This window comes from Arcobacter denitrificans (SeqCode) (assembly GCF_048571185.1).
Classification (GTDB): Bacteria; Campylobacterota; Campylobacteria; order Campylobacterales; family Arcobacteraceae; genus Arcobacter; species Arcobacter denitrificans.
On record NZ_CP182350.1, the window covers coordinates 2,029,250 to 2,047,618 of the forward strand.

The 18,369-nt window shown below is 28.2% G+C and carries 21 protein-coding genes; 9 read left to right on the forward strand and 12 right to left on the reverse strand.

Translation table 11 applies throughout. The features are described 5' to 3' along the window. Nucleotides 1-5 precede the first annotated feature (5 nt). Nucleotides 6-650 (reverse strand): transglutaminase-like cysteine peptidase, encoded by a 645-nt coding sequence (locus ACNI28_RS10190; RefSeq protein WP_419764143.1) that lies wholly within the window; start codon nt 648-650, stop codon nt 6-8. Next, nucleotides 647-1,966, reverse strand: a complete 1,320-nt coding sequence (locus tag ACNI28_RS10195) for an MFS transporter (RefSeq protein ID WP_419764144.1) — start codon at nt 1,964-1,966, stop codon at nt 647-649. Before ACNI28_RS10195 ends, ACNI28_RS10190 begins: the two co-directional genes overlap by 4 nt. Nucleotides 1,967-2,043: 77 nt before the next feature. Between ACNI28_RS10195 and rdgB the strand changes: the two genes are divergently transcribed. Continuing rightward, on the forward strand, nt 2,044-2,634 hold the full coding sequence (gene rdgB / locus ACNI28_RS10200) for an RdgB/HAM1 family non-canonical purine NTP pyrophosphatase (RefSeq protein WP_419764145.1): 591 nt from the start codon (nt 2,044-2,046) through the stop codon (nt 2,632-2,634). Here rdgB and ACNI28_RS10205 read toward each other — a convergent pair. From ACNI28_RS10205 to ACNI28_RS10225, 5 genes are all read right to left on the reverse strand, one after another. Beyond that, nucleotides 2,629-3,249, reverse strand: a complete 621-nt coding sequence (locus ACNI28_RS10205; protein WP_419764146.1) for a MarC family protein — start codon at nt 3,247-3,249, stop codon at nt 2,629-2,631. The two genes, rdgB and ACNI28_RS10205, sit on opposite strands and share 6 nt — an antisense overlap. A gap of 71 nt (nt 3,250-3,320) precedes the next feature. Then, nucleotides 3,321-3,686 carry a hypothetical protein gene (locus ACNI28_RS10210; protein WP_419764147.1) on the reverse strand — a complete coding sequence of 122 codons (366 nt, stop codon included), beginning with the start codon at nt 3,684-3,686 and terminating at the stop codon, nt 3,321-3,323. After that, nucleotides 3,683-4,033, reverse strand: a complete 351-nt coding sequence (locus ACNI28_RS10215; RefSeq protein ID WP_419764148.1) for a prepilin-type N-terminal cleavage/methylation domain-containing protein — start codon at nt 4,031-4,033, stop codon at nt 3,683-3,685. Before ACNI28_RS10215 ends, ACNI28_RS10210 begins: the two co-directional genes overlap by 4 nt. Beyond that, nucleotides 4,017-4,328, reverse strand: coding sequence for a hypothetical protein (locus tag ACNI28_RS10220; protein ID WP_419764149.1), 312 nt, complete (start codon nt 4,326-4,328; stop codon nt 4,017-4,019). The genes ACNI28_RS10215 and ACNI28_RS10220 overlap by 17 nt, the downstream gene beginning before the upstream one ends. Continuing rightward, nucleotides 4,291-5,055 carry a pyrroline-5-carboxylate reductase gene (locus tag ACNI28_RS10225; RefSeq protein ID WP_419764150.1) on the reverse strand — a complete coding sequence of 255 codons (765 nt, stop codon included), beginning with the start codon at nt 5,053-5,055 and terminating at the stop codon, nt 4,291-4,293. The genes ACNI28_RS10220 and ACNI28_RS10225 overlap by 38 nt, the downstream gene beginning before the upstream one ends. Nucleotides 5,056-5,146: 91 nt before the next feature. Between ACNI28_RS10225 and ACNI28_RS10230 the strand changes: the two genes are divergently transcribed. The 7 genes from ACNI28_RS10230 (at nt 5,147) to ACNI28_RS10260 (ending at nt 12,126) form a co-directional block, all read left to right on the forward strand. After that, complete coding sequence (locus ACNI28_RS10230; protein WP_419764151.1) at nt 5,147-5,815, forward strand: outer membrane protein assembly factor BamD; 669 nt, start codon at nt 5,147-5,149, stop codon at nt 5,813-5,815. Nucleotides 5,816-5,842: 27 nt separating this feature from the next. Beyond that, a complete protein-coding gene (gene lon / locus ACNI28_RS10235; RefSeq protein WP_419764152.1) occupies nt 5,843-8,260 on the forward strand; it encodes an endopeptidase La in 2,418 nt (805 codons plus the stop codon). Between the two features lie 4 nt (nt 8,261-8,264). Next, complete coding sequence (locus tag ACNI28_RS10240) at nt 8,265-8,849, forward strand: hypothetical protein (RefSeq protein WP_419764153.1); 585 nt, start codon at nt 8,265-8,267, stop codon at nt 8,847-8,849. After that, a complete protein-coding gene (locus tag ACNI28_RS10245; RefSeq protein ID WP_419764154.1) occupies nt 8,836-9,366 on the forward strand; it encodes a rhomboid family intramembrane serine protease in 531 nt (176 codons plus the stop codon). Before ACNI28_RS10240 ends, ACNI28_RS10245 begins: the two co-directional genes overlap by 14 nt. Before the next feature lie 254 nt (nt 9,367-9,620). Continuing rightward, the gene (locus ACNI28_RS10250; RefSeq protein WP_419764155.1) at nt 9,621-10,883 is read left to right on the forward strand and encodes a DNA polymerase Y family protein; all 1,263 of its coding nucleotides are present in this window, start codon (nt 9,621-9,623) and stop codon (nt 10,881-10,883) included. 65 nt (nt 10,884-10,948) lie between these two features. Continuing rightward, nucleotides 10,949-11,350 carry an ester cyclase gene (locus ACNI28_RS10255; RefSeq protein WP_419764156.1) on the forward strand — a complete coding sequence of 134 codons (402 nt, stop codon included), beginning with the start codon at nt 10,949-10,951 and terminating at the stop codon, nt 11,348-11,350. Beyond that, entirely contained in the window at nt 11,350-12,126 is a 777-nt protein-coding gene (locus ACNI28_RS10260) for a CorA family divalent cation transporter (RefSeq protein ID WP_419764157.1), read from the forward strand. The genes ACNI28_RS10255 and ACNI28_RS10260 overlap by 1 nt, the downstream gene beginning before the upstream one ends. 4 nt (nt 12,127-12,130) lie before the next feature. On the opposite strand, the gene ACNI28_RS10265 is transcribed toward ACNI28_RS10260, so the two are convergent. From ACNI28_RS10265 to ACNI28_RS10285, 5 genes are all read right to left on the reverse strand, one after another. Next, the gene (locus ACNI28_RS10265; RefSeq protein ID WP_419764158.1) at nt 12,131-13,174 is read right to left on the reverse strand and encodes a zinc-binding metallopeptidase family protein; all 1,044 of its coding nucleotides are present in this window, start codon (nt 13,172-13,174) and stop codon (nt 12,131-12,133) included. After that, nucleotides 13,174-14,220 carry a succinylglutamate desuccinylase/aspartoacylase family protein gene (locus ACNI28_RS10270; protein WP_419764159.1) on the reverse strand — a complete coding sequence of 349 codons (1,047 nt, stop codon included), beginning with the start codon at nt 14,218-14,220 and terminating at the stop codon, nt 13,174-13,176. Before ACNI28_RS10270 ends, ACNI28_RS10265 begins: the two co-directional genes overlap by 1 nt. 5 nt (nt 14,221-14,225) lie before the next feature. Beyond that, complete coding sequence (gene rimK / locus ACNI28_RS10275; RefSeq protein WP_419764160.1) at nt 14,226-15,158, reverse strand: 30S ribosomal protein S6--L-glutamate ligase; 933 nt, start codon at nt 15,156-15,158, stop codon at nt 14,226-14,228. Beyond that, a complete protein-coding gene (locus ACNI28_RS10280; RefSeq protein ID WP_419766467.1) occupies nt 15,158-15,586 on the reverse strand; it encodes an ATP-dependent zinc protease family protein in 429 nt (142 codons plus the stop codon). Before ACNI28_RS10280 ends, rimK begins: the two co-directional genes overlap by 1 nt. 77 nt (nt 15,587-15,663) lie before the next feature. Next, on the reverse strand, nt 15,664-16,788 hold the full coding sequence (locus ACNI28_RS10285; protein WP_419764161.1) for a GGDEF domain-containing protein: 1,125 nt from the start codon (nt 16,786-16,788) through the stop codon (nt 15,664-15,666). A 248-nt stretch (nt 16,789-17,036) separates the two neighbouring features. Between ACNI28_RS10285 and ACNI28_RS10290 the strand changes: the two genes are divergently transcribed. Then, on the forward strand, nt 17,037-18,278 hold the full coding sequence (locus tag ACNI28_RS10290; protein WP_419764162.1) for a tyrosine-type recombinase/integrase: 1,242 nt from the start codon (nt 17,037-17,039) through the stop codon (nt 18,276-18,278). Nucleotides 18,279-18,369: the final 91 nt, after the last annotated feature.

The window sequence follows — 18,369 nt, forward strand, 5'->3', positions numbered from 1 at the left end:
CTTTTTTAAATTCTATTCATTAGATCTTTCCAAGATCTAAGGTTATTTTTACCGACAAGTTCTGAGGTTTTACCTTTGTTTTTTGCTTGCCATAGTCCTTGGGCATTAAAACTATAAACTGGCTTTAAATCTGGTCTTTTTGAGGCTAATTTTAGAGTTTTATTAACATTGTCTAATACAACAGGAGTAGCTCCTGGTCTATGATAATAAGTTAAAACCATATGAGCTTGTTCGTATTTTGTTCCACGTTGGAGTAGTTTAACATAGGTTATTCTTAGTTTTTTTTCAGGGACACCTAGCTGTCTAAGGGTAAAATATTTTGCTATTGCATAATCTTCACAATCTCCAGCACCCGTACCCATGAACTCAAAAGGTGCGGCCCAATAATCTTTTTTATTCCAATGTCTTTGGTCTGTTTGATATTTTATTTTATTAAAAAAATCATTTACATCTTTTAATTTGTGTAGGATATCTTTTGATTTTGCAGCTTCAACCATTTCATCCCAAACTAATACTCTAGTTTCTGCTTTTTGCCCATATTTTTTTGTAAATTGATTTAATTTTTCTTGGGAAATATTAAATGTCTTTACGGCAAAGCTAAAAGTTAAAAGAGTAATAAAAAGAGAACAAATGATTAAATATTTTCTCATGCTATTTTTAAAGAGTCCTTTAATGTATCTTCACTAATTTTTTCTATATCATATTTTATGATTAATAAGTTTTCTGTGTCATTAACATACCATTCATCAATTATATCATTATTATCATATTCTGTCATTTTAGATTTGTCATATTGCTCTAAATTTAAATAAGCAGTCTGTTTTTTAAGTGGATTTGGTAATGTAAAAATCATAATTGCCCAAGCCACACAAATAGCAGCAATAGCAATAACAATATCAAATAAAGTTACACTTTCAAAAAATACTCCACCAAGTAATCCACCTAAAAATGTTCCAAAATATCCATACGAATTGAAAATTCCTAAAACAAAACCTCTTTGATGAACTTTTGCATATTTTGATGCAAGTGATTGCATAATAGGTTCATGTACATTAAATCCAATAAAAAATAAAACTACACCAATAACAAATGCTGTAGCACTACTTGATGTTCCAATTATCAAATATGAAATTCCAAAGAAAATAATACCTGCGATTAATACTTCTTTGAACTTACCTTTTTTCTCAGCTAATATTGCAGCTGGTGCCATAGCTATTACACCAAAAATAGTTGCTGGTAAATATACTTTCCATAAATCAGACATTATCCATTCATAGTTATTGATTAAAACCATAGGGATAATCATAAAGGCAAAAGTCATAAAACCTTTTTGTAAAAAGTTAGTGATATTCATTTTGATAAGATTTTTATTAAATAACACAGAAGTAACAGCACCTTTTTTGTTATAAGTGTGAGTTATTTTAGGAGGATTAGGAACAGCTTTTAATAAAACAACAATTGAAGTAAATGCAATAATAGCTGTAATAATAAATAAAGACTCTACCCCTAACCAAGAACCAAGTGTTGGTCCTAATATCATAGCAAAAGCAAACGCCATAGCAATACTTCCACCCATCATAGCCATAGCTTTTGGACGTTGTTCTTCTTTTACTAAATCACTTATCATAGCAGTTACAACAGCACCAATAGCACCAGCACCTTGCATAAGTCTACCAAGTAGTAGGGTTAAAACATCAGTTGAAACAGAACAAAGAATAGAACCTAAGCCAAAGAGGATAAGTCCCACAATAATAGTACCTTTTCGTCCAAGCTTATCACTCATGATTCCAAATGGAACTTGAAAAATCATCTGTGTTAGGGCATATCCCCCAACTATAATTCCAACAATACTAGTTGTTGCACCTTGCAAATTCATTGCATAAACAGAAATAACTGGTAGTACAATAAAGAGACCAAAAAATCTTAGTGAAATAATTGCGCTTAATGGTATAATCGATTTAATCATTTATAATCCTGAAGTTTGATAAAATAAGCAAAAATTATATAGTAAATAGATTAATATAATCATAAAGAAGGAAAGTAATGAAAATAGTTTTGGCAACTTCAAATAAAGGGAAGATATCGGAGTTTAAAAAACTTCTCCCAAATGAAGAGGTTTATACTTTTAAAGAACTAATTGGTGATATGGATATAGTAGAAGATGCCAACAGTTTTAAAGGCAATGCCATCATTAAGGCAAAAGCAATATATGACAAATTAAATAATGAAGAGTATATTGTCATTTCAGATGATAGTGGGATAACAGTTCCTGCAATTAATAACGAACCTGGTATCTACTCCGCACGTTATGCAGGAGAGGGTGCTAGTGACAAGGATAATAACAAAAAACTTATCTCAAAGCTACTTGAAAAAAACCTTGAAAGTAGTGCAGCTTATTATACAGCTTGTATATGTATTATATATAAAGGTGAGGTGTCAACGGTCCATGGTTGGATGCATGGAAGTGTTATTGCTAAAGAGATTGGAACTGAAGGTTTTGGTTATGATCCAATGTTTATACCTAAAGGATTTGATAAAACTTTAGGAGAACTAAATCATGAAATAAAAAAAGAGTTTTCCCATAGAAGCAAAGCTTTAAAATTAGCAAAAAAAGTATTGGATGTAATTTTATAAATAACTATTTGTTAAATGAACAAGTCCTGAAACTATAAATTGGACAGCTATTGCACCAACTATAAGTCCCATTAATTTTGTGATAATATTTTGTCCTGTAACTCCTAAATATTTTTTAATATAAATAGAGTTTTTTAGGACAATATAAAATATTAGGGCATTTATACAAAAGGCAAAAGAAATTGATATAAGATCAATCAAGTTTGTTGCTTGGCTTTTAAAAATAATAATCGTAGTAAATAATCCAGCTCCAAAAGCAATAGGGATTCCAATTGGAATAATTGCTAGTTCTATATCATTTTTTGATTCATCTCGATTTTTTTCTTTATCTTTTCCATTTACCATTGAAATAGCCATTAAAATAAGAACAATACCACCCATGACTTTAAGGGAATTTTCACTAATACTAAAGATTTTTAGCACTAAGTCACCCGTAATGAGTACAACAAAAAAGGCAATAATAATAGTCAATGAAGACCTTTTAGCAACTGTATTTATTTGAGTTTTAGTGATATTTTCATTTAGTAAAGACAGAGCTATAGCACTAATCCCAATTGGATCCATAATGGCAAAAAATGTTATTGATTGTTGTAAAAAGTTTTGAACTAGTTCCACTTAACTTATCCTTCCTTGATTAAAGGAATATACTACAATAAGCACAATTAAATTTACAACAATCTTAACTACTAATTTAATTGTTTGATAAGCCTCTCATGTAAATTTACTTCATTGTTCAGTGTTTTTGCATTTGCAAAAATATCTATAGTGATATTTTGAGGAACCTTACTTTGACAAGATAACTCAAAACTTATATTTGCTTTTAGTTTATAAATATCATCATCAAAGGATAACTCATCTATGCATTTAGTTTTTAAATCTAAACTATTTATATATTGTTTAAAAAAATCAAGATGAAGTTTTGTTTGGGTTTGTAAATAAGAGTTTGTAAGATTTGATACGGATAATGATTTTGTTTGAATGATAAATATTGTAAAAAATGAAAATATAGTTATTAAAATCAAAGTAATCAGTAAAGAGAAAGAATTTTTCATTTTGTTATAACCAACTCTTGACAGACTCTTTTTTCTAGACAAATATCTATTGAAATATAATTGTCATGTCTACTTAGTCTATATTTGTTTACATTTTTTAATAGTAAAGCATTATCATAATAGATATTTTGTTTGGAATAAGAAAGCTTGTCAAAGTCTAAGTTCTTTTCTAAAAAGAGTTTAAAGTTTAAAAGTTCCAATTTTGTTTTTTCATCTTGAAAAAGTTGCTCGTTTTTAAAGAAAATTTCTTTATAAAAATATATGGAATAAATAGATATTAGTGAGATTATAAATAGTGAAACAATTAATTCTATAAGAGAAAATGACTTTTTATTTGATAAGTTCATATTTACTTAGCTTTATGCTGTTTTGATTTGAAGTGATTTTGTTTACAAGAACTTTTTTTTCTATGCCATCTTCTAAAATTCTAAGTTCATTTTGTGAGATTTGCATATTTTGATAATCAGATTTTTTAAGTTTGTTTGAGAGGTCATTTATAGTTTGAAATTTTTTATTAGCACTATTATCGTAATTTAATTTGAAAAATATAGTTACGATAATAGATATAACAACTAAAGAAACAATAGTCTCTAAAAAGATAAAACTATTTTTTAGAGATTTCAACTGCTTTGTTGTGTGCATCTTCAATAGCTTTTATCATTGCGCTTCTTACGCCATTTTCTTCTAGTGCAGCAACTCCAGCTATTGTTGTTCCTCCTGGGCTTGAAACTGAGTCTTTTATGATTGCAGGATGGGTTTTCTCAAGAAGTCCTGCAAAACCTTCAAAAAGACCTTGAACTAAAAATGAGCTATATTCTCTCTCTAATCCAGCTTTTACAGCACCATCTGCAATCCCTTCTGCTACTAAAGCTAAAAAGGCAGGACCACTTCCCGCAACTGCTGTTGCAATGTCTAATTGTGTCTCTGTATTTACCCATAAAGTTTTACCAATAGAATTAAATAACTCTATTGCTATGTTTTTAGCTTCTCTATCTCCTGTAATTGTTGTCATTGATTTTTGTAGGGATGCTGCAACATTTGGCATAACTCTAATATAAGCAGTTGAAGTGATGTGTTTTTTTAGACTCTCTATTTTTGTACCTGCTAAAATTGAAATAAATAAGTTAGCTTTTCCTTCAAGTCTAACTGCTACACTTTGTAGAGCATATGGTTTAACACAAAAAATTATATTTTTATTTGTAATATCTTCTTTATCATCAAGAACTTTTATTTCAATTTCAGGAATAAGTTTTTTGAGTCTTAATAATTTCTCTTCATCTCGCCCTAAAATTTCAACATTATGGTTCTGTATTAAACCTTTGGCTAGAGCTTTAGCCATCATTCCGTTACCTATTAATGTAATTTTCATATTGTGCCTTGATATTGTTTTTATTATTATAGCAAATATTTCCTAAGCTTCATTTAGTTAAAATACTTCTTTTTACAAAAGGATAATAATAATGCTTAAGTTTAACAAATTAGTAAAGAAGAGTTTATCTCTATTATTTATTGGTGCATTAGCACTAACTCTAACATCTTGTTCATCAAAAAAAGGTCCTAAAGAGTATGGTCAGCCGGCTATTTATTGGTATAACAAAATTGCAAAAGAGATTGCAACTGGTGATTTAGAAGCGGCAGATGACACATATATATCTTTGGAGAGTGAACATAAAAACTCGCCATTATTGGCAACAGCATTGCAAATATTAGTAAATGCGCATATTGATGAAGAAGAGTATGCCCTAGCAAATTTTTATATTGACGAATATACAAAAAAGTTTGCAGTTAGTAAAAGTATTGATTATTTTAGATATTTAAAGATAAAAGCAAACTTTTTATCTTTTTCTTCACAATTTAGAGAGCAAGATTTAATTTATGAGACTCAAAAAGAGATAAATGAGTTTATGGTTAAGTTTCCAAATTCTCCATATATGCCACTAGTAGGAACAATAAATGCACGTTTAGCTATGGCAAAAGCTTCTTTTGATAAAGAGATTGCAGAGTTATATACAAGAATTGATAAGCCAAAAGCAGCAGAGTATTATAATGAAAAACTATCAAAAAATTGGGTTGAACCAAAAGAGATAAAAGAAGTAGCTGTTCCATGGTATAGAGCACTATTTGAATAATATAAAATATTTTAGGAGTTAATTTTAATGGATTTAACAAATTATGATGAATTTCCACAGGAATTACCATTAGTTATAGAAGATGAGGTATTTTTATACCCATTTATGATTGCACCACTTTTTTTAAATAATAAGACAAATATTAGTGCAGTTGAAAAAGCAATAGAAGAAAATAAGTTAGTAATAGTAGCCGTTAGTAAAGATGGTCAAGAGAGCCAAGATAGATTTGATGGACAGTTTTATGATGTTGGTGTAATTGGTAATATTATGAGAAAAGTATCTTTACCAGATGGCAAAATCAAGGTACTTTTTCAAGGTTTAGCAAAGGGAAGAATTAGTGAGTTTAAAGAGTCTAATCCAGAAGTTTGCCAAGTAGAACTAATAGAAACAAAACCTTATTCACTAGAAGGTGTTTCATCAATATTAAATATACTAAGAGAGAATGTAGGAAAATTATCAAAAATCAATACAAAATTTCCAGTTGACTTGATAAAAACAATTGATGAAAATAATGATGCAGTTAGAATTGCAGATTTAATTTCTTCTGTGTTAAAAGTGACAAAATCACAAGCTTATAAGCTATTTTCTCAAACTGATATAGAAGCTAGATTGCTAGCTATTATAGAGATAATCCAAAAAGAAATAGAGAATTTTAAAATACAAAAGGATATTACTCAAAAAGTAAATTCTAAGATTGAAAAAACTCATAAAGACTATTTCTTAAAAGAGCAGATAAAAGCTATACAGCAAGAACTTGGGACTGGAAATAAAAAAGATGAAGAGGTTAAATCTTATACAAAAAGATTAAAAAAACTCAAATCTTTTATGGGAAAAGATGCATATAAAGAGACGAAGAAACAGATTGAAAAACTTTCTCGTATGCACCAAGATTCTCCTGATGCTTCACTTTTACAAACGTATGTAGAGCAAGTTTTAGATATACCTTTTGGTCAATTTTCAGATGAAAAGATATCTGTAGATGCAGTTGAAAAACAACTAAACAAAGACCACTATTCACTAGAAAAAGCAAAAGAGAGAATTTCTGAGTATTTTGCAGTAAAACAGCTTTTAGAACAAAGAGAAGTTAAAAGTGAAAAAGCAAGAGGTACTGTTTTATGTTTTGTGGGACCTCCAGGTGTTGGTAAAACTTCTTTGGCAAACTCTATTTCAAAAGCACTTAAAAGACCTCTTGTAAGAGTTGCTTTAGGTGGTATGGAAGATGTAAATGAACTTAGAGGTCATAGAAGAACTTATGTTGGGGCGATGCCAGGAAGACTTGTAAAAGGTTTGGTTGATGCTAAAAAGATGAACCCTGTAATGGTTCTTGATGAAATAGATAAATTAGGAGCAAACCATAGAGGTGATCCAACTGCTGTTATGCTTGAAGTTTTAGACCCTGAGCAAAATAATGAGTTTAGAGATTTATATTTAAACTTTGCTATTGATTTATCACAAGTGATATTTGTATCAACTGCAAATGATGCTAGAAGAATCCCTGCAGCCCTTAGAGATAGAATGGAGTTTATAGATATTTCATCTTATACGCCAAATGAAAAATATCATATTGCAAAAGATTATTTAATACCTCAAGAGTTAGAAAAACATGGACTTAAAAAAAGTGAAGTTAGTTTAAGCAAAGCAACTATTGATGCAATCATTGGTAAATATACAAGAGAAGCAGGGGTTAGAAACCTAAGACGAGTATTTGCTAAACTTTTTAGAAAATCTGCTAAGAAAATTTTATCTGAGGGGTCATCAAAAGTTTCAATAAATACACAAAATCTAAAAGAGTATTTAGAAAATCCAGTATTTGAAATAGACCCAGCTGATAAAAAAAACATGGTTGGGGTTGCAAATGGTTTAGCATGGACTGCTGTTGGTGGTGATGTTTTAAAAATCGAAGCTATAAAACTTAAGGGTAAAAGTAACTTAGTAGTTACTGGAAACTTAGGTGAAGTGATGAAAGAATCATCAAGAATCTCTTATTCAGTTATAAAAGTTTTAATTGATGAGGGTAAACTAAAAATCGATGAAGAACTTATTCCTAAATCTTTAAAAGAAAAAGATGAAGATGTTAAGTTAGAGTCAAGTGAAGTTTATAAAAGATACGATATCCACTTACATATTCCAGAAGGTGCAACGCCAAAAGATGGGCCAAGTGCTGGGATAACTATGGCTTTAACAATTGCTTCAATTTTAGCAAATAAAGAGATTAAATCTGATATTTGTATGACTGGTGAGTTAACACTTACTGGAAAAGTTTTACCAATTGGTGGATTAAAAGAGAAGTTAATAGCTGCTTTTAAAGCTAAAATGAAAAAAGCATTAATTCCAAGAAAAAATTACGAAAGAGATTTGGAAGATATTCCAGCTGAAGTTAAAAAAGCTTTAGAAATAAAACCTGTAGATAAAATAGAAGATGTTTTAAAAGAGGGTTTAGTATAGTTTTATGTCAGGTGAGTATAGACAAGATAGCCAAGTAGTAAATAACTTTTTTACCTTGGTGTCTATTATTATTATTGCAATAGTAATAACTCTTTATTCTAAATATGGGCCAAAAGTAAAAACTCCATCTCGTGTACACTCTAATTTAGAGTGTCAAAAAACAACTTCAACAATTGATAAAATTACATCACCAGCTTTATTAAAAGATGCTAAACATTATATGGAAAATGGATTGTATGTTTTATCTGGTGGATTTATTAAGCCTAGATTTGGAAAGTTCTATTTAAAAGATAAGATTACACTAGAAGAAGCAAATGATTTTTTTAAATCAAAAATTGCAATTGTCCAAAAAGAAAATCCAGTTAAATATCTAAAAATAAAATATGAAATTATAGAGAATGATAAAAATGATCCACGAAAAAAAGATACATATAGTAAATCATATGCTGGAGCTATTTTAAGCTCTTTTAGAATAAATGGCAAGGAAGCTTTTATGATGAAAACAGATTTTTTAGAGTATGATAAAAAAGATATTAAAAATAGAATAGATTGTATAGTAGAGGCTTTTAAACACAATGCAAAATACTAAGTTAGTAACTGTTTCAAATTTTATTATATTAATTACCATATTAATGTATATATTGCAAACAAATATGGAAAACGGCTCTTTGTTTTTAGGATTAAATATCTTTTTTCTTGAAGCAAATCTTTGGTATCAACCCTTATCAAGTATGTTTGCTCATGGTGGGATAGGACATATTTTGATGAATATGTTTGTGCTTTTTCAATTTGGTAACTTAATTGAAAAGTATAGAGGTGTAAAAACCTTTTTAATACTTTACTTTGTAGGGGGTATTTTAACTTCACTACTAAGCTTTGCCTTTATGCAAATGATGGGATTTAATCATAACTTAGTTGGTGCCTCTGGAGCTATTTGTGTACTTTTAGGTTATGTTGCACTTGTGGATACTTACCAAAGAAATGGAATCATTACTTGGATTATTCTTATTTCAATAGTGCCTGTTTTAATAGGACTTCCAGTAGCTTGGTACGCTCACTTAATAGGATTAGCAGTTGGATTTATATTAGGAAAATTTTTAAGATAATTTAGTTCATAAAATAAGTAACTACACTCATAACAGCTATTACAGCAAAAATACTAATAAATATCTCTTTTAATTTTACAGTAGGATTTAATGTTCCACAATATGGACATCTTCCTATTTTTGACTTTACTTCACTTTTACAGTTTCTACAAGGTTCGATTTTTTATCCTTTATATTATGTGAAATAATAGCTAATTTTCTTTCAAAATGACATATAATCAATATACAATGAAAAAAAAAGATAGAATAGTTTTATGATATTACACTTAGATTTGGATTGTTTTTTTGTTTCTGCTCATCGAACTCGTGATAAAAGTTTAATGAAAATACCTACTGCTGTAGGAGGACGAAGTAATCTAAATATATTTTCAAAAACTAAACACAGACGTGTTGTAAGTGATAGTAATGGTGCTTTTGTAAGTTCAATAGTTAGTGAGCAAGACCCAAATACCCAAGAGTATTTTAAAGATGAAAATGGACGAATTAGAGGTATTATTACTACATCTTCTTATGAGGCTAGGGCATTTGGTGTTAAAACTGCCATGAGTGTAAATGAAGCCTTAAGACTATGTCCACATCTTAAAATGATTGCTCCTGATTATCCTCTATACCATGAACTCTCTTATAAATTATTACAGTTTTTAGAATATGAAACACCTCAAGTAGAACAGTTTAGTATAGATGAGTATTTTGCCGATGTTACAGGCTGGGTAGAAGATAAAGATATTGAGGCTTTTGCAAAAAATTTAAAAGATAAGATTGAAAAAATCTTTGATTTACCTATTTCTATTGGTGTTGCAAAAAGTAAATATCTATCAAAGTTGGCAACAGAGTATGCAAAACCCCATGGAGTAAAGGTAGTATTTGAAGATGAAGTTAATGATTTTATAAAAGATATACCAATAGAGAAGTTTCCTGGTATTGGGCAGGGCTATCAGTTGCGATTGAGAGCACACAATATTAGAACACTTGGGCAAATAAGAGAAAAAAGACATATCTTTTATGCTTGGAAAAAACCTGGTATTCAGCTTTATAATCGTGTTTGTGGAATAAAAGATTTTGTATTAGAAAAAAAAGCAGCCTCAAAATCAATAGGAATAGGTAGAAGTTTTGATCCTATAAATAATCGTCAAGAGATAAAACGTCGAATTATTATATTGGCTAGATATCTTGCTTTTTTAGTCTTTAAGAAAAAAGTTAATCCCCAAACCTTTTTTATAAAGATAAAATATGAGTTTGACTCCAAATCCAAAAGTAATTTTTCTACAAATCGATTGTTTAGTGAAAAGTTTTTTAAAGATGAGATTCTTAAGATGTTTGATGCAAATGATATGCACCCTACACATAGTATTATTCAACTAAATATAACAGTGAGTAATTTTATGGAACAAAAGATGGATAGCTTTAATCTTTTAGAGTATGAGGATGATTTAAAAAAGAGACAATTAAATAATAAGCTTAATGAATTAAGGGAAAAGTTTGGGGTAGATATAATTAAAAATGCAACAGAACTTTAAAATAATTTAAGAGAAAAAAAAAGAAAAAAAGTAGTATAATTTTAAAAATTACATAAAGAGAAAAGATGAACAAAAATAAAGAGATTGTAAAATCTTATTATGAAAACCTTTGGAATAAAAAAGATAAATCATATATTGAAAAACTTTTTGATGATAAGATACTTTTTAGAGGCTCGTTAAATATGGAGACAAATGGTAAAAAAGAGTTTGAAGAATACTTTGATATGATTTTAAATGCTATTCCAAACTTATACCATGGTGTTGAACTGCTTATTGCAGAGAATAACTTAATAAGTGCAAGAGCAATTTACAATGGAACTCATATGGGAAAACTTTTTGATTTTGAAGCTACTAATAATCGAATAAGATATTATGGTGCTTCATTTTTTAGAATTGAAAATGATAAAATCAAAGAGATTTGGGTATTGGGTGACTTAAACTCATTGTACAAACAGCTGAGTAAATAATGAATTATAAGCAAATCAATAATTTCCACCTTATTGATATAGAAAATGAAGTTCATCCTTCTGTATTTTTCAAAGATGAGAATTATGATTTATTTATATTTAGAATACCACAATTAAAAGATAACAGAGTAATTCCTATAAGTAAAGCTTTTTTTATAACGAATAAGTCATATTTCTACTTTGATAAAAAGAGCAAAAAGTTTATTGATTTAGAAAGTGTTGATGGTTTCTACAAGTATTTAAATAATGATATAGATTCAATCTTAAAAATTATAAATGGCTATATAGAGGAAATAGAGCTTATAGAAGATAACTTTTATGAAAATAAGATTGATAAAAATTTCAATAAAAAGTGGTTTACATATAAAAATGATTTTATAAAAATAAATAGAGTTTTATTTAAGTGTGTGGAAGTGATGTCAACTTTGATTAGACATTATAGAAAAGATGATGACTATTTAGAGAAAAATTTTGAAGATATGCAAGAACACTTGCAAAGAGCACACAGAAATTCTGGTATGCTTTTAGAAAAGCTTGATGCCTTACATAATTCATATATTGTTGAAAATAATGAGCAAATGAATAGAACAGTTTATATTTTAACTCTATTATCTGGAATATTTTTACCCCTAAATTTAATTGTTGGATTTTTTGGGATGAATACAACATCTTTACCATTTACACAAGGAGAGGGTGGAACATTTTTAGTTATAAATACTCTGTTTATTTCAGCAATAGTATCTACTCTATTAGTATATTTTATTAAAAAAAGGTAAGGATTTACTTATCTTTTTCTAAATAAAGTTGTGAGAGTATGAACACCATAGTATCAATAGATTTTTTTGTAGTTGTCTCTTCAACAGTATGATAACCAATAGTTGGAATTTGTAAAGTTGTACCCTGTATTTCACCTTGTGTTGCATCAATTATTCTTCCTAATTCTGTAACTCCAAGTGAACCTTTTGTTCCTGCTGTTGCCATGATATTTTCTAAATAAGCATCTTTATAGTGGTAGCTTATATCATTCTCAATAACTATTTTTTTGATTTTTGCTTCAAGGGGTGATTTAAACTTTGCATTTTCATCTTTATTTCTTAAAACAATATCTAAATTAGTTATATCATCTACTTTACTATATGGGCTTGTATCTAAAACCAGTAGCTCATCTGTAGTAATATCAAATCTTCTAAAATATTCAAGCAAAAACCTCCAGCTTTTACCTGCTTCTTCACTGGCAGTAAAAAATGCAGTTCCTTGATATCCTAAATGGTACATATATAAAATAATAGCTATTGATATAACATTATCAAGTTGAGCTGATACTAAATCATTATCATCAATTTTAAGAGTATCAGTAAAGGCAATAGCACTTCCTGGTAAAAGATGCTCTAGTCCATCTATTTTAAATATAATGTTCTTTCTTCTTGTACAAAGAAAAGCATCTTTTATAATCCCCATTCCTAAATAAGACCCAGACCAAGGTTCATATGCTTGAACTTTTTGTTCCATGAATCTCATTTCAAGGTTTTTAAGTAATTTCTCTGAGTTGGAGTTTCCTCTTAAGTCAGCTTGATTTTTGGCTATAAAAGCTGCATATTGAAACTCATTATGTCCTGTACAAATAAGTCCATGTCTATCCGCATGTCCAGAGATATAACCACTTTGAGGGACATTTCCTTTTGCAACTAATACTCCATCATAATATTCAACATTTAAATCTAACTCTTCAAGTTCTCTTTTAACTTTTATAAAAAAAGGGTGTTCCGCTCCTACAACGCTAGGTGTTCTAATTAACTGCTTTAAAATATCATAAAACTTTTCCATTATTCTATTATCTCTTCTGTATTTAACTCGTAAAATTCACTTTGCTTTATAACATCTTCATTAAAATATTCCATCTTATCTTCTGCTATATCTAAATTACTAAACTTTGCTATATGGAAGATTGCATCTCCCTCTTGTACTAAAGGAATTTGTGATTTTCCAATAATAATACCATCAAAAGGAGATAGTATCTCAAAGCTATTATCATCTAATGGTTCATCAATATAAGCAATTATTTCATTTTCTTTTACTATTTCACCTAGTGCTTTTATTGTTCTTACCATTCCACTTTCATTGGCTCGAATCCATCTACTTGACTTTGAAGTGATAGGTTTTTTTGTATTTTTTCTTATGACTTTTGGAAGCATTTTATTTTCTCTAAGAACATTTATGATACCTTTTACACCAACTCTTATACAATTTTCATCAAATCTTAGAGCCTCTCCTGCTTCATAAAGTAGTATCGGTGTCCCCATTTCTTGAGCTTCAGCTCTTAATGAACCATCTCTTAACTCTGAATGTAGAACTACGGGTGCTCCAAAAGCATGTGCAAGTTTTAAGGTATACTCATTATTCAAGTTTGTTCTAACTTGAGGTAAGTTTGACTTATGAATAGAGCCTGTGTGCAAATCAATACCTAAATCACATTTTGAAACTATCTCATCAAAAAATATTTTTGCAATTCTACTTGCAATTGAGCCTTTGATACTTCCTGGAAAAGATCTATTTAAATCTCTTCTGTCTGGCAAATATCTAGAGAGTGTCATTACTCCATATACATTTACAATTGGTGCAAATATTATTGTACCTTGAAGTTTTTTTAATATATTTAGCTTTCTTAATCTTCTAATTATTTCAATACCATTTAATTCATCACCATGAATAGCAGCACTTATAAAAACAATAGGTCCATCTTTCTTCCCTCTTATTACTCTTATTGGAAGATTTGTAGGCGTATTGTAAAGTTTTGGTAACTCTAAATTTATTTTTACTTCTTTACCTTTTGGTATAACTACATCACCAATAACAAAATTATCATTTTGCATATAATCTAAGCTCCAATATTATCTTTTTTGATTTTTCTTTTTTTGCTATTTTCTTGGGATCTTGGTGTTACACTTTTTTCTATATAATCCATGATTTTACTTGCAATATCAATATTAGTTGATTTTTCAATTCCTTCTAATCCAGGACTTGAGTTTACTTCCATAACCAAAGGTCCTCTTGAAGAAGGTATCATGTCAACTCCACAAACACCAAGACCCATCGCACGTGCAGCGGCAATTGCTGTTGATTTTTCTTTTCTTGTTAACTTATGAGCTGTTGCACTTCCACCTTGATGAAGGTTTGATCTAAAATCACCTTCAGCCCCTTGTCTTTTCATGGCACCTACAACTTCTCCATTTACAACAAGTGCTCTAATATCAGAACCTCCTGCTTCTTCTATATACTCTTGAACAAGTAAGTTTACATCCATACCGTAAAAGGCATCAAGTACAGATTTTGCAGCTTTTTCACTATCAACTAAAACAACACCAACACCTTGTGTCCCTTCTAGGATTTTTAAAACTAAAGGTGCTCCACCAGATAGTGCTATTACATCTTTTGCACTTGATTTATTTGAAGCAAAAATTGTTTTTGGCATATCAACACTATTTTTGGAGAGAACTTGTAGACTTCTTAGTTTATCTCTACTTCTAGCAATTGCTAAGTTACCTGATGTACTAAATACTTCCATCATCTCAAAGTGTCGTACCATTGCAGTACCATAAAAAGTTCTACTAGCTCCAATTCTAGGAATTATAGCATCAGGAGTAGGTAATACTTGCCCTAAATAATTTATAACAAGTTCACCTTTCATTATCTCAATAGTACATTTTAGATAATCAATTACCCTAACTTCCCAGTTTTTTGTTTCTGCTGCCTCTACTAATCTTCTTGTTGAATATAACTCTTTATTTCTTGATAATATATAGACTCTCATTATAAACTTTCCTCTTTTTTATTACATAAATACTCTTGGGCAACATCAACAATAAATCTTCCCTTTAAAAATCTCTTTCCAATTAACATAGGAAATTTCATATCAGCTCTATTTGTAAGTGAGATAACGCTTTTATATTTTTTACCAAAAAACTCTACACTTACTTTTATAGATGGCCTGATTTGTATTGTTCCATTTGAACTTTTTACTTGTTTTATTTTATATAGGGGTAAGGTTAATCTTTTGCCATGATAGGAAGGATGAATCTCATCCAATAAAGTAAAACTAACATTGCCATTTTCAATAAGAATATCATCACAATGTAAGGCATTTGAATCAGCACCTGTATCAACTTTTGCATCTAAATCAAACAATTCCAAGTCAAGAATTGAAATACTCTCTTTTCTTCCAATTATCTTTTTTTTGATGGGATGTCCTTTTTTCTTTTTAAAAATTATATCATAGTTTAAACTGAAAAAAGGGGAGTGTAATAAAATTAATTTTATTACTTAACAATTTTATTTCGACCACTCTGTTTTGCTTTATAAAGTTTCTTGTCTACTATTTTCATTAAATTTTCAATAGTATCTTCTTGTGTAGGAATTTTTGATAAAATACCCATAGAAACTGTCAGGTTTTTAGAAACATCACTTTTAATGTTTTCTATGTTAAGGTCATCTATGCTTTTTTGTATGGATTGAGCTAATTTTAGTCCTAACTCTTCATTATCAACACTTGTTAAAATAGCAAACTCCTCACCACCAATTCTAAATGGAAAATCATGAGATCTTTTACATATAGACTTTAAAGATTCACCTACTTTTCTTAATGTGTCATCACCTTTTACATGCCCATAATAATCATTATGTCTTTTAAAATAATCAATATCAAATGATATAATAGTTAAATAAATTTTTGTTCTTTTTGCCCGAGACAATTCTGATTTAAATACATTTTCAAAATGTCTTCTATTGTATAATTGCGTTAATTGGTCAGTAATTGATAGTTTTAGTAGTTCTTCATTTGCTTTTTTTAACTCTTCTTCTGCTTTAATTCTTGCATTATGCTCTTTCATTAAAGTAATAGTACGAGAAGAAATACTTTCATGCATATTCAAAATTGTATCAGTTAGCATTTTAATAGAGTCATTCATCTTATTTTTAGTAAGTTTTTTAGCTTCTTTGATAGTTTTATTCTTTTTTATATATTTAATAATATAAAACATTTTCTTATCTTCATCTATTATATGAATCGCAAGCCAACGAATAAGAAACATAATCGTTTCTTCTATTATCTGATTGTAATTTTGTTGGTTACTTTTAGCTTGTAGTTTTAAAACTTTAGGTAGAAAAGATTTGTGGGTAGATTGATGTTTAATATACCACTTGTCGTTATGAAGATATTTTGACCAAATCTTTTCTTCTGTTTCAAAATGATAAGTTGCATAATCTGCTAACTCTTTAAAGATATTAGTTACCATAGCATCATTTTCATATGTGAGTGTATTAGCTAGCTTATTTAATAAGTTAATTAGTTGTTTGTGTTGCTCATCAATTTCTTTAATTCCTATCTCAAAGTTTTTATTCCAGTGAAACACTTGAAACTGATTTAAATTAATAGTATTGTTCATGCGGGATTATAACAAAAAGATATAAAATATAGGATATTATTTTATAATTACTGGTGCAGATGATGAGATTTGAACTCACCAGTATTATAAACTATAAATAGACAAAAACCTAAAAATAGGTATTAAATACCACCTAATATTTAAAAATATTTAATTTTTTCTCTATTATGAAAATAAAAAGTAGTATAAAAGTAGTATAAATTTAAAAAAGATATCGTATAATTCTTAATATACAAAAAAGGAATTTTATGAAATTGATAAAAACTTCTCAAAAAAGTATTTACTATGTTCAAAATAAAAACTCTATTACATATTATTTTAACTATAAAGAACCTCTGACACAAAAATCAAAAAGAAAAAAATTATTTAGTAAAGAGAAACATTTAGAGAAACATTTAAGACAATGTATTATTCAAAGTGAAGAAATTAAAAAAGATTTGAAAAATTTTAATTCAAGTGAAGTCGTAGAAGAAATAAAATATAAAAACTATTATAATTTATCAAAATTAGGAACACTTTATTTTGATTATAGATATAACAAAAAAGTAAGAATGTTAAAAGAAAGATATAATCATTTAAACGACGAAGAATTTAAAGAAAATGTATTAGTTAAAAAAAAGTTATATAGTATTATACGAGAAAAAAGAAGATTTGAAAGACATACTAAAAATACAGAATTATCAAGTATAAGTGTTAATAAAATTACAAAGAATACAATAAATAATTATATAGAAAATAATTTATCTTTAAATTTATCTCAAAAATCAAAATCTATAATTATTAGTATTATAAAAACGATTTTCTCATTTTCAATTCAAAACGATATTATAAATATAAAAAGTCCTTTTGAATTTATAAATTTTAAAGACGATAAAAGACGAAGAGAAAGAGTTTTAAGTAATGAAGAAATTAAATTATTATTAAAAGAATGTCTAAAATATGATAAGAATAAAAATGTATATTTGTCTGTTCTTTTGGGTGTTTTAACTGGTTCTCGAAGTAATACAGTTTTAAACATTAAAAAAAGTGATATTGACATAAATAATAAAACTATAAGTTTATATAATTTTAAAACAGAAAAACAATTTCAAATTATGTTAAATGATGAAAGTGTTGAATATTTAAAAAATGAAATCTTAAATGATAGAAAAACAAATGAATATTTAATAAAAAGTTTTTATAATCAAGAAAATAAAATCGAACAAAAACAACCACTTTACTATATACCTAAAAAAGTCTATTCTATAATGGACGAATTATTTAATAAAGAATTAAATAAAAAAAACAATTTCGACAGAGATAAAGTAGTTAATTATCATACATTACGACGAAGTATTGGAACTAATCTAGTTCGAGAGGGAACAAGTGTCTATAATGTAATGAAGTTTTTAAATCATAGTTCAATAGAACAAACAATGAGATATTTAAACATAGAAAACAATGAAATTCATAACGATGTAGTAAAATTAATGAATAATATATTTAAGTAAAAACTTCTAAAACTCCCTTTTTTAGGGAGTAAAAAACAAATTTCAAAATTTCCTTACAAATTTCTTCATTTTCTCTTGACTTTCAAAACTC

What these genes read in the sequence shown, in the direction of transcription:
- ACNI28_RS10265 (WP_419764158.1), bottom strand. Translation starts at nt 13,174, where the DNA reads ATGGAAAAGTTTTATGATATTTTAAAGCAGTTAATTAGAACACCTAGC.
- ACNI28_RS10225 (WP_419764150.1), bottom strand. Translation starts at nt 5,055, where the DNA reads ATGAAAATTACATTAATAGGTAACGGAATGATGGCTAAAGCTCTAGCC.
- ACNI28_RS10270 (WP_419764159.1), bottom strand. Translation starts at nt 14,220, where the DNA reads ATGCAAAATGATAATTTTGTTATTGGTGATGTAGTTATACCAAAAGGT.
- ACNI28_RS10230 (WP_419764151.1), top strand. Translation starts at nt 5,147, where the DNA reads ATGCTTAAGTTTAACAAATTAGTAAAGAAGAGTTTATCTCTATTATTT.
- ACNI28_RS10290 (WP_419764162.1), top strand. Translation starts at nt 17,037, where the DNA reads ATGAAATTGATAAAAACTTCTCAAAAAAGTATTTACTATGTTCAAAAT.
- ACNI28_RS10240 (WP_419764153.1), top strand. Translation starts at nt 8,265, where the DNA reads ATGTCAGGTGAGTATAGACAAGATAGCCAAGTAGTAAATAACTTTTTT.
- rimK (WP_419764160.1), bottom strand. Translation starts at nt 15,158, where the DNA reads ATGAGAGTCTATATATTATCAAGAAATAAAGAGTTATATTCAACAAGA.
- ACNI28_RS10195 (WP_419764144.1), bottom strand. Translation starts at nt 1,966, where the DNA reads ATGATTAAATCGATTATACCATTAAGCGCAATTATTTCACTAAGATTT.
- ACNI28_RS10260 (WP_419764157.1), top strand. Translation starts at nt 11,350, where the DNA reads ATGAATTATAAGCAAATCAATAATTTCCACCTTATTGATATAGAAAAT.
- ACNI28_RS10220 (WP_419764149.1), bottom strand. Translation starts at nt 4,328, where the DNA reads ATGCACACAACAAAGCAGTTGAAATCTCTAAAAAATAGTTTTATCTTT.
- rdgB (WP_419764145.1), top strand. Translation starts at nt 2,044, where the DNA reads ATGAAAATAGTTTTGGCAACTTCAAATAAAGGGAAGATATCGGAGTTT.
- ACNI28_RS10285 (WP_419764161.1), bottom strand. Translation starts at nt 16,788, where the DNA reads ATGAACAATACTATTAATTTAAATCAGTTTCAAGTGTTTCACTGGAAT.
- ACNI28_RS10190 (WP_419764143.1), bottom strand. Translation starts at nt 650, where the DNA reads ATGAGAAAATATTTAATCATTTGTTCTCTTTTTATTACTCTTTTAACT.
- ACNI28_RS10255 (WP_419764156.1), top strand. Translation starts at nt 10,949, where the DNA reads ATGAACAAAAATAAAGAGATTGTAAAATCTTATTATGAAAACCTTTGG.
- ACNI28_RS10215 (WP_419764148.1), bottom strand. Translation starts at nt 4,033, where the DNA reads ATGAACTTATCAAATAAAAAGTCATTTTCTCTTATAGAATTAATTGTT.
- ACNI28_RS10210 (WP_419764147.1), bottom strand. Translation starts at nt 3,686, where the DNA reads ATGAAAAATTCTTTCTCTTTACTGATTACTTTGATTTTAATAACTATA.
- ACNI28_RS10250 (WP_419764155.1), top strand. Translation starts at nt 9,621, where the DNA reads ATGATATTACACTTAGATTTGGATTGTTTTTTTGTTTCTGCTCATCGA.
- lon (WP_419764152.1), top strand. Translation starts at nt 5,843, where the DNA reads ATGGATTTAACAAATTATGATGAATTTCCACAGGAATTACCATTAGTT.
- ACNI28_RS10245 (WP_419764154.1), top strand. Translation starts at nt 8,836, where the DNA reads ATGCAAAATACTAAGTTAGTAACTGTTTCAAATTTTATTATATTAATT.